Origin of the sequence: Rhodococcus sp. NPDC060090 (genome assembly GCF_042729855.1) — a bacterium.
In the GTDB taxonomy this organism is placed as follows: Bacteria; Actinomycetota; Actinomycetes; order Mycobacteriales; family Mycobacteriaceae; genus Rhodococcus.
The window spans coordinates 22,731-30,657 of the sequence record NZ_JBHWXB010000029.1; the positions used below are offsets into that span (position 1 = coordinate 22,731).

General features: G+C 64.2%; 17 protein-coding genes. All 17 read left to right on the top strand.

Annotated elements, in window-relative coordinates; genetic code table 11:
* Positions 1-22: 22 nt before the first annotated feature.
* A complete protein-coding gene (gene rplB / locus ACFWCF_RS25480) occupies positions 23-859 on the top strand; it encodes a 50S ribosomal protein L2 (protein WP_378491775.1) in 837 nt (278 codons plus the stop codon).
* 19 nt (positions 860-878) lie between these two features.
* Complete coding sequence (gene rpsS / locus ACFWCF_RS25485) at positions 879-1,160, top strand: 30S ribosomal protein S19 (protein ID WP_072699610.1); 282 nt, start codon at positions 879-881, stop codon at positions 1,158-1,160.
* Complete coding sequence (gene rplV, locus ACFWCF_RS25490; protein WP_378491776.1) at positions 1,157-1,549, top strand: 50S ribosomal protein L22; 393 nt, start codon at positions 1,157-1,159, stop codon at positions 1,547-1,549. Before rpsS ends, rplV begins: the two co-directional genes overlap by 4 nt.
* A complete protein-coding gene (rpsC, locus tag ACFWCF_RS25495) occupies positions 1,549-2,340 on the top strand; it encodes a 30S ribosomal protein S3 (protein ID WP_378491777.1) in 792 nt (263 codons plus the stop codon). Before rplV ends, rpsC begins: the two co-directional genes overlap by 1 nt.
* Before the next feature lie 4 nt (positions 2,341-2,344).
* Positions 2,345-2,761 (top strand): 50S ribosomal protein L16, encoded by a 417-nt coding sequence (gene rplP / locus ACFWCF_RS25500; RefSeq protein ID WP_169685532.1) that lies wholly within the window; start codon positions 2,345-2,347, stop codon positions 2,759-2,761.
* Positions 2,761-2,997 carry a 50S ribosomal protein L29 gene (gene rpmC, locus ACFWCF_RS25505; RefSeq protein ID WP_378491778.1) on the top strand — a complete coding sequence of 79 codons (237 nt, stop codon included), beginning with the start codon at positions 2,761-2,763 and terminating at the stop codon, positions 2,995-2,997. Before rplP ends, rpmC begins: the two co-directional genes overlap by 1 nt.
* Positions 2,994-3,278, top strand: a complete 285-nt coding sequence (rpsQ, locus tag ACFWCF_RS25510; RefSeq protein ID WP_054716694.1) for a 30S ribosomal protein S17 — start codon at positions 2,994-2,996, stop codon at positions 3,276-3,278. Before rpmC ends, rpsQ begins: the two co-directional genes overlap by 4 nt.
* A 299-nt stretch (positions 3,279-3,577) precedes the next feature.
* Positions 3,578-3,946, top strand: a complete 369-nt coding sequence (gene rplN, locus ACFWCF_RS25515; protein WP_378491779.1) for a 50S ribosomal protein L14 — start codon at positions 3,578-3,580, stop codon at positions 3,944-3,946.
* Positions 3,946-4,263, top strand: coding sequence for a 50S ribosomal protein L24 (gene rplX / locus ACFWCF_RS25520; RefSeq protein ID WP_054805956.1), 318 nt, complete (start codon positions 3,946-3,948; stop codon positions 4,261-4,263). The genes rplN and rplX overlap by 1 nt, the downstream gene beginning before the upstream one ends.
* Position 4,264: 1 nt before the next feature.
* Complete coding sequence (gene rplE / locus ACFWCF_RS25525) at positions 4,265-4,831, top strand: 50S ribosomal protein L5 (protein ID WP_378491780.1); 567 nt, start codon at positions 4,265-4,267, stop codon at positions 4,829-4,831.
* A 4-nt stretch (positions 4,832-4,835) separates the two neighbouring features.
* Positions 4,836-5,021, top strand: a complete 186-nt coding sequence (locus ACFWCF_RS25530; RefSeq protein ID WP_072845931.1) for a type Z 30S ribosomal protein S14 — start codon at positions 4,836-4,838, stop codon at positions 5,019-5,021.
* A 166-nt stretch (positions 5,022-5,187) separates the two neighbouring features.
* Positions 5,188-5,586 carry a 30S ribosomal protein S8 gene (rpsH, locus tag ACFWCF_RS25535; RefSeq protein WP_378567701.1) on the top strand — a complete coding sequence of 133 codons (399 nt, stop codon included), beginning with the start codon at positions 5,188-5,190 and terminating at the stop codon, positions 5,584-5,586.
* Between the two features lie 14 nt (positions 5,587-5,600).
* On the top strand, positions 5,601-6,140 hold the full coding sequence (gene rplF / locus ACFWCF_RS25540; RefSeq protein WP_378491782.1) for a 50S ribosomal protein L6: 540 nt from the start codon (positions 5,601-5,603) through the stop codon (positions 6,138-6,140).
* Positions 6,141-6,142: 2 nt separating this feature from the next.
* The gene (gene rplR, locus ACFWCF_RS25545; protein WP_378491783.1) at positions 6,143-6,550 is read left to right on the top strand and encodes a 50S ribosomal protein L18; all 408 of its coding nucleotides are present in this window, start codon (positions 6,143-6,145) and stop codon (positions 6,548-6,550) included.
* Between the two features lie 31 nt (positions 6,551-6,581).
* Positions 6,582-7,238: a 30S ribosomal protein S5 gene (gene rpsE, locus ACFWCF_RS25550; RefSeq protein WP_378567704.1), complete on the top strand. Its 657-nt coding sequence runs from the start codon at positions 6,582-6,584 to the stop codon at positions 7,236-7,238.
* Positions 7,238-7,417 (top strand): 50S ribosomal protein L30, encoded by a 180-nt coding sequence (rpmD, locus tag ACFWCF_RS25555; protein ID WP_378491785.1) that lies wholly within the window; start codon positions 7,238-7,240, stop codon positions 7,415-7,417. Before rpsE ends, rpmD begins: the two co-directional genes overlap by 1 nt.
* A gap of 2 nt (positions 7,418-7,419) precedes the next feature.
* A complete protein-coding gene (rplO, locus tag ACFWCF_RS25560) occupies positions 7,420-7,863 on the top strand; it encodes a 50S ribosomal protein L15 (protein WP_378567707.1) in 444 nt (147 codons plus the stop codon).
* The last annotated feature ends 64 nt before the right edge of the window (positions 7,864-7,927 follow it).

Here is a 7,927-nt window from a genome sequence, read left to right on the forward strand (position 1 = left end):
GAGATAGAGGACGAGAAGACTCATGGCAATCCGTAAGTACAAGCCGACTACACCGGGCCGTCGTGGCGCCAGTGTGTCGGACTTCGCCGAGATCACTCGGTCGACGCCCGAGAAGTCGCTGATCCGCCCGCTGCATGGTCGCGGTGGTCGTAATGCGCACGGTCGTATCACCACCCGACACAAGGGCGGCGGACACAAGCGCGCATACCGCTTGATCGATTTCCGTCGTAACGACAAGGACGGCGTTCCGGCCAAGGTCGCTCACATCGAGTACGACCCCAACCGCACCGCACGCATCGCGCTGCTCCACTACGTGGACGGCGAGAAGCGCTACATCATCGCCCCCAAGGGCCTGGTGCAGGGCGCTCCGGTCGAGTCCGGCCCGACGGCCGACATCAAGCCGGGCAACAACCTGCCCCTGCGCAACATCCCGACGGGTACCACCATCCACGCGGTGGAGCTGCGTCCCGGCGGCGGAGCCAAGATGGCCCGCTCCGCAGGCGCGAGCATCCAGCTCCTCGGTAAGGAAGGCACCTACGCCACGCTGCGTATGCCGTCCGGTGAAATCCGTCGCGTCGACGTGCGCTGCCGCGCAACCGTCGGCGAGGTCGGCAACGCCGAGCAGTCGAACATCAACTGGGGCAAGGCCGGCCGTATGCGATGGAAGGGCAAGCGCCCGTCTGTCCGTGGTGTGGTCATGAACCCGGTCGACCACCCGCACGGTGGCGGCGAGGGCAAGACCTCGGGTGGTCGCCACCCGGTCAGCCCGTGGGGCAAGCCCGAGGGCCGCACCCGCAAGAGCAAGGCGTCCGACAAGCTGATCGTCCGTCGTCGCCGTACCGGCAAGAACAAGCGCTAGTCAAGGAGGGAGTTAGAGAATGCCACGCAGCCTCAAGAAGGGCCCGTTCGTCGACGACCACCTCCTGGCGAAGGTCGACGTCCAGAACGAGAAGGGCACCAAGCAGGTCATCAAGACCTGGTCGCGCCGTTCCACGATTCTGCCGGACTTCATCGGTCACACGTTTGCCGTCCATGACGGACGCAAGCACGTTCCGGTGTTCATCTCGGATTCGATGGTCGGCCACAAGCTCGGTGAATTTGCACCGACCCGTACGTTCAAGGGCCACATCAAGGACGACCGGAAGAGCAAGCGTCGATGAGTACTGAAACCACAAACCCGAGCGCTCGGGCTGTTGCGCGCCACGTGCGCGTGACCCCGATGAAGGCGCGCCGCGTCGTCGACATCGTTCGCGGAAAGTCCGTCGAGGACGCCCTCGCAATCCTGAAGTTCGCGCCTCAGGCTGCTGCAGAGCCGGTCGCCAAGGTGATCGCCTCCGCAGCTGCGAACGCGCAGAACAACCTGAACCTCGACCCCAACACGCTCGTCATCGCGACGGCGTACGTGGACGAGGGTGCAACCCTCAAGCGGTTCCAGCCGCGTGCACAGGGTCGTGCGTTCCGTATCCGCAAGCGGTCGAGCCACATCACCGTGATCGTGGAGAGCGTCGGCTCGAACTCGTCTCGCAACCGCCGGAAGGGAGCTCAGTAGTGGGCCAGAAGATCAACCCGCACGGCTTCCGTCTGGGCATTACCACCGACTGGAAGTCGCGTTGGTACGCAGACAAGCAGTACGCGGACTACGTGAAGGAAGACGTCGCGATCCGTAAGTTCCTGGCCTCCGGCCTCGAGCGTGCAGGCATCGCGAAGGTCGAGATCGAGCGCACCCGCGATCGTGTGCGTGTGGACATCCACACCGCTCGTCCGGGCATCGTCATCGGCCGCCGCGGCGCCGAGGCCGATCGCATCCGCGCCGAACTCGAGAAGCTGAGCGGCAAGCAGGTTCAGCTCAACATCCTCGAGGTCAAGAACGCCGAGTCCGAGGCTCAGCTGGTGGCGCAGGGCGTCGCAGAGCAGCTCTCGAACCGCGTGGCGTTCCGCCGGGCGATGCGCAAGGCCATCCAGTCGGCCATGCGTCAGCCCAACGTCAAGGGCATCCGCGTGCAGTGCTCGGGCCGCCTCGGTGGCGCAGAGATGTCGCGTTCGGAGTTCTACCGCGAAGGTCGCGTCCCGCTGCACACGCTGCGCGCGGACATCGACTACGGCCTCTACGAGGCGAAGACCACCTTCGGCCGTATCGGCGTGAAGGTCTGGATCTACAAGGGCGACATCGTCGGTGGCCGTCGTGAGCTCGCTGCTGCTGCAGCCGCTCCCGCCGACCGCCCGCGTCGTGAGCGTCCGAGCCGCCCGCGTCGTTCCGGCGCCTCGGGCACCACCGCGACGAGCACCGACGCGGGACGGGCAGCTGACGCACCCGCTTCGGCAGAGAACAAGGAGGGCTGACGCAATGTTGATCCCCCGGCGGGTCAAACACCGCAAGCAGCACCATCCGAGCCGTTCGGGTAACGCCAAGGGCGGCACCCAGGTTGCCTTCGGCGAGTACGGCATCCAGGCTCTCGAGCCGGCGTACATCACGAACCGGCAGATCGAAGCCGCTCGTATCGCCATGACCCGGCACATCAAGCGTGGCGGCAAGATCTGGATCAACATCTTCCCGGATCGCCCGCTCACCAAGAAGCCGGCCGAAACCCGCATGGGTTCCGGTAAGGGCTCGCCCGAGTGGTGGGTCGCGAACGTCAAGCCCGGTCGCGTGCTGTTCGAGATGAGCTACCCGAACGAGGAGACCGCTCGCGAGGCCCTGCGCCGCGCGATGCACAAGCTCCCGTGCAAGTGCCGGATCGTGACGAGGGAGGAGCAGTTCTGATGGCTACCGATACCCCCGCCGCAGAACTCCGCGAGTTCACCGAGGAAGAGTTGACCTCGAAGCTTCGCGAGTCCAAGGAAGAGCTGTTCAACCTCCGCTTCCAGATGGCTACCGGTCAGCTGGACAACAACCGACGACTGCGCACCGTGCGTAACGAGATCGCTCGTATCTACACGGTTCTGCGTGAGCGTGAGCTCGGTCTGGCCACCGGCCCGGATGCGGGTGACGTGGCATGAGTGAGGAAAAGGCAGTGACCCAGAACGAAGAGCGCGCGAGCCGCAAGGTTCGCATCGGCTACGTCGTCTCGGACAAGATGGAAAAGACCATCGTGGTCGAGCTCGAGGATCGCGTGAAGCACCCGCTGTACGGCAAGATCATCCGCCGTACGACCAAGGTGAAGGCACACGACGAGAACAGCCTCGCCGGCGTCGGCGATCGCGTGCAGCTGATGGAGACCCGTCCGCTGTCCGCGTCGAAGCGCTGGCGTCTGGTCGAGGTGCTCGAGAAGGCCAAGTAGGCCTCTCACACCTCGCGTGACGATATTCCTCGGCCCGGCATCCATATTCGGATGCCGGGCCGAGTTCGCGTTCGGAGAGCGGGTCGACTCACGAAGTATCGTGCGACACACCGGCGCCCGGGTCGGGAGCGACGTCGCAGTTCGCTAATTTGCCCTGGGTACGGTATATGGCCTACCCTGGACGGGTTGCTTCGCGGGACCCGTGTGTCTTTTCGCACGTGCGCCGTGAGTAGCCGACGACCGCGTGCGTCCAGGTCGGAAATCTGACGTACATACCAATCCAGGTCAAGGAGAAGTAAGTGATCCAGCAGGAGTCGCGACTGCGTGTCGCCGACAACACGGGTGCCAAGGAGATTCTCTGCATCCGCGTTCTCGGTGGCTCGGGCCGTCGCTACGCCGGTGTCGGCGACATCATCGTCGCCACCGTCAAGGACGCCATCCCCGGCGGCAACGTCAAGCGTGGCGATGTCGTCAAGGCCGTCATCGTGCGCACCGCCAAGGAGCGCCGTCGGCCGGACGGCTCGTACATCAAGTTCGATGAGAATGCCGCTGTCATCATCAAGCCCGACAACGATCCGCGTGGCACCCGCATCTTCGGACCCGTCGGTCGCGAGCTGCGCGACAAGCGGTTCATGAAGATCGTCTCGCTTGCTCCGGAGGTGCTGTGATGAAGGTGCACAAGGGCGACACCGTTCTCGTCATCTCGGGTAAGGACAAGGGCGCGAAGGGCAAGGTCATTGCGGCCTTCCCGCGCGAGAACCGTGTCCTCGTCGAGGGCGTGAACCGGATCAAGAAGCACACCGCGGTCTCGGCCAACGAGCGTGGCGCCTCTTCGGGCGGCATCGTGACGCAGGAAGCCTCGATTCACGTTTCCAACGTTGCGGTCGTCGACTCGGACGGCAACGCCACTCGCGTGGGGTACCGGACCGATGAGGAAACCGGCAAGCGCGTTCGGATTTCCCGGAAGAACGGGAAGGACATCTGACATGACCACCACCGAGAACAAGATCCAGCCGCGTCTGAAGACCCGCTACCGCGCCGAGATCAAGGACGCGCTGAACGCGGAGTTCGACTACGCGAACGTCATGCAGATCCCCGGCGTCGTGAAGGTCGTCGTCAACATGGGTGTCGGCGACGCCGCCCGCGACGCGAAGCTCATCAACGGCGCGGTCAACGACCTCGCGTTGATCACCGGCCAGAAGCCGGAGATCCGCAAGGCCCGTAAGTCCATCGCACAGTTCAAGCTTCGCGAAGGTATGCCCATCGGTGCGCGTGTCACGCTGCGCGGCGATCGCATGTGGGAGTTCCTGGACCGTCTCGTGTCCATCGCGCTTCCCCGTATCCGCGACTTCCGTGGCCTGAGCGGCAACCAGTTCGATGGCAACGGCAACTACACGTTCGGCCTGAACGAGCAGTCGATGTTCCACGAGATCGATGTGGACAAGATCGATCGCCCGCGCGGCATGGACATCACTGTCGTGACCACCGCTACCAACAACGAAGAAGGCCGTGCCCTGCTCAAGCACCTCGGCTTCCCGTTCAAGGAGAACTGAGCCCATGGCTAAGAAGGCACTGGTCAACAAGGCCAACAAGAAGCCGAAGTTTGCGGTCCGCGCCTACACGCGTTGCCAGCGTTGCGGTCGCCCGCACTCGGTGTTCCGCAAGTTCGGTCTCTGCCGTATCTGCCTCCGTGAGATGGCACATGCCGGCGAGCTTCCGGGAGTTCACAAGAGCTCCTGGTGACGTGAGCGGGTGGGCGGAGCGTCTCGTGCCTCCGCCTACCATCACGCTGTCAGGGGCCGGCCCATTTCGGGCCGGCTCGCATTGAAACCAAATTCGCTGCAGGCCCACGGCCGGTTCTTCCGGTGTTGTATGGGAACCGCTCCGAGAAAGGTGTACAGGTCAGACCATGACCATGACCGACCCCATCGCAGACTTCTTGACGCGTCTGCGTAACGCCAACACGGCGTTCCACGACGAGGTCAAGCTCCCGTCTTCGAAGATCAAGGTGAACATCGCCGAGATCCTCAAGCGCGAGGGCTACATCTCCGACTACCGCACCGAGGACGCCGAGGTGGGCAAGACCCTCGTCGTCGACCTCAAGTACGGGCCTTCCCGTGAGCGCAGCCTTGCAGGCGTGCGACGCGTGTCGAAGCCCGGCCTTCGTGTGTACGCGAAGTCCACCAACCTGCCCAAGGTCCTGGGCGGACTCGGCGTGGCGATCATCTCCACGTCCTCCGGTCTGCTCACCGATCGCCAGGCGGCCAATCACGGAGTAGGCGGGGAAGTCCTCGCCTACGTCTGGTAAGGGAGGCCACCACAATGTCGCGAATCGGAAAACTCCCCGTTGCAGTTCCCTCGGGTGTCGAGGTGAACATCGATGGCCAGAACGTCGCAGTGAAGGGCCCCAAGGGCAACCTGTCGCTGACGATCTCTGAGCCCATCACCATCGCCAAGAGCGATGACGGGGCACTGAACATCAACCGCCCCAACGACGAGCGTCGCAGCCGTGCGCTGCACGGCCTGTCGCGGACCCTGGTGCAGAACCTCATCGTCGGTGTGACCGAGGGCTACACCATCAAGATGGAGATCTTCGGCGTCGGCTACCGCGTGGCGCTCAAGGGCAAGGACCTCGAGTTCTCGCTCGGCTACAGCCACCCCGTGCACATCGAGGCCCCCGAAGGCATCACCTTTGCCGTCGAGACCCCCACGAAGTTCTCGATTGCGGGCATCGACAAGCAGCAGGTCGGCCAGATCGCGGCCAACGTCCGCCGTTTGCGTAAGTCCGACCCGTACAAGGGCAAGGGCATCCGCTACGAGGGCGAGCAGGTCCGTCGCAAGGTCGGAAAGACGGGTAAGTGATCATGAGCCAGACCGAGAACCAGAAGGCCAAGCGGATCCCACGCGGCAAGGATGCGTCCACCACGCGTCGGCTGTCGAAGACGCGTCGTCATTTCCGCCTCCGCAAGAAGATCGCCGGAACGGCAGAGCGTCCGCGCCTCGTCGTCAACCGCTCGTCGCGTCACATGCATGTGCAGGTCATCGACGACCTCACCGGCACGACCGTTGCCGCAGCGTCGACCATCGAGGCCGACGTGCGTGCACTCGAGGGCGACAAGAAGGTGCGCGGCGCCAAGGTCGGACAGCTGATCGCAGAACGCGCGAAAGCTGCCGGCGTGGAATCCGTGGTCTTCGACCGTGGTGGACACACCTACAGCGGCCGCATCGCGGCCCTCGCGGACGCAGCGCGCGAGAGCGGGCTGAAGTTCTGATGATCATCATTGCGAACGGAAGGAACGTCTGATGCCGGGACGTCAGCGGCGTGACGGCGGAAACGGCCCCGCCGGACAGAATGGCCCCAACACTGGTGGGGACAACCGTGGTGGTCGCGGAGACCGCCGCGATCGCGACTCGCGTGGCGGCAACGCTGCCGAGCGGTCGAACCACATCGAGCGTGTCGTCTCGATCAACCGTGTGTCGAAGGTCGTCAAGGGTGGCCGTCGCTTCAGCTTCACCGCACTGGTGATCGTCGGAGACGGCAACGGTGTGGTCGGTGTCGGCTACGGCAAGGCCAAGGAAGTTCCCGCGGCCATCACCAAGGGTGTGGAGGAAGCTCGTAAGAACTTCTTCCGCGTTCCGATGATCGCCGGCACCATCACCCACCCCATCCAGGGTGAGGCTGCAGCAGGCGTCGTCATGCTCCGTCCGGCTTCGCCCGGTACCGGTGTGATCGCCGGTGGCGCTGTGCGTGCCGTGCTGGAGTGCGCGGGCATCTCCGACATCCTGTCGAAGTCGCTCGGCTCCGACAATGCCATCAACGTGGTGCACGCGACGGTTGCAGCTCTCAAGGGTCTGCAGCGTCCGGAGGAAGTTGCGGCTCGCCGCGGTCTTCCCCTCGAGGACGTCGCTCCCTCCGGTATGCTTCGCGCCCGTGCACTGGCTGCTGGGAGCGTGAAGTAATGGCAGAGCTGAAGATCACCCAGATCAAGAGCACCATCGGTTGCAAGCAGAATCAGCGGGACAGCCTGCGTACCCTCGGCCTGCGGAAGATCCGCCAGTCGGTGGTCCGTGAGGACAACTCGCAGAACCGTGGCTTGATCAACGTGGTGCGTCACCTCGTGACCGTTGAGGAGGTCTGAGAATGACCATCAAGCTGCATCACCTGCGCCCCGCTCCGGGCGCGAAGACGGACAAGACCCGCGTCGGACGCGGTGATGGTTCGAAGGGCAAGACCGCAGGTCGCGGTACGAAGGGCACCAAGGCGCGTAAGAACGTCCCGGCAGCCTTCGAAGGTGGCCAGATGCCCCTGCACATGCGTCTGCCGAAGCTCAAGGGCTTCAAGAACGCATTCCGCACCGAGTACCAGGTCGTCAACGTCAGCGACATCGCCCGGGTCTTCCCGGAGGGTGGCCAGATCGGCGTCGACGAGCTCGTGGCCAACGGCCTGGTTCGCAAGAACCAGCTCGTGAAGGTCCTCGGAGAGGGCGAGATCACGGTTGCCGTTCAGGTTTCCGCGAACAAGTTCTCCGGCTCCGCCAAGGAGAAGATCGCCGCTGCCGGTGGCACTGCAACCGAACTGGTCTGACCGGTTCGATCCTGCATGAATCACGGCTGACGAACGGCCGCGGTGCAGTCGATGACTGCACCGC

Coding starts and splice junctions, on each gene's coding strand:
- rplB (WP_378491775.1), top strand. CDS start 23: ATGGCAATCCGTAAGTACAAGCCGACTACACCGGGCCGTCGTGGCGCC.
- rpsS (WP_072699610.1), top strand. CDS start 879: ATGCCACGCAGCCTCAAGAAGGGCCCGTTCGTCGACGACCACCTCCTG.
- rplV (WP_378491776.1), top strand. CDS start 1,157: ATGAGTACTGAAACCACAAACCCGAGCGCTCGGGCTGTTGCGCGCCAC.
- rplP (WP_169685532.1), top strand. CDS start 2,345: ATGTTGATCCCCCGGCGGGTCAAACACCGCAAGCAGCACCATCCGAGC.
- rpmC (WP_378491778.1), top strand. CDS start 2,761: ATGGCTACCGATACCCCCGCCGCAGAACTCCGCGAGTTCACCGAGGAA.
- rpsQ (WP_054716694.1), top strand. CDS start 2,994: ATGAGTGAGGAAAAGGCAGTGACCCAGAACGAAGAGCGCGCGAGCCGC.
- rplX (WP_054805956.1), top strand. CDS start 3,946: ATGAAGGTGCACAAGGGCGACACCGTTCTCGTCATCTCGGGTAAGGAC.
- rplE (WP_378491780.1), top strand. CDS start 4,265: ATGACCACCACCGAGAACAAGATCCAGCCGCGTCTGAAGACCCGCTAC.
- ACFWCF_RS25530 (WP_072845931.1), top strand. CDS start 4,836: ATGGCTAAGAAGGCACTGGTCAACAAGGCCAACAAGAAGCCGAAGTTT.
- rpsH (WP_378567701.1), top strand. CDS start 5,188: ATGACCATGACCGACCCCATCGCAGACTTCTTGACGCGTCTGCGTAAC.
- rplF (WP_378491782.1), top strand. CDS start 5,601: ATGTCGCGAATCGGAAAACTCCCCGTTGCAGTTCCCTCGGGTGTCGAG.
- rplR (WP_378491783.1), top strand. CDS start 6,143: ATGAGCCAGACCGAGAACCAGAAGGCCAAGCGGATCCCACGCGGCAAG.
- rpsE (WP_378567704.1), top strand. CDS start 6,582: ATGCCGGGACGTCAGCGGCGTGACGGCGGAAACGGCCCCGCCGGACAG.
- rpmD (WP_378491785.1), top strand. CDS start 7,238: ATGGCAGAGCTGAAGATCACCCAGATCAAGAGCACCATCGGTTGCAAG.
- rplO (WP_378567707.1), top strand. CDS start 7,420: ATGACCATCAAGCTGCATCACCTGCGCCCCGCTCCGGGCGCGAAGACG.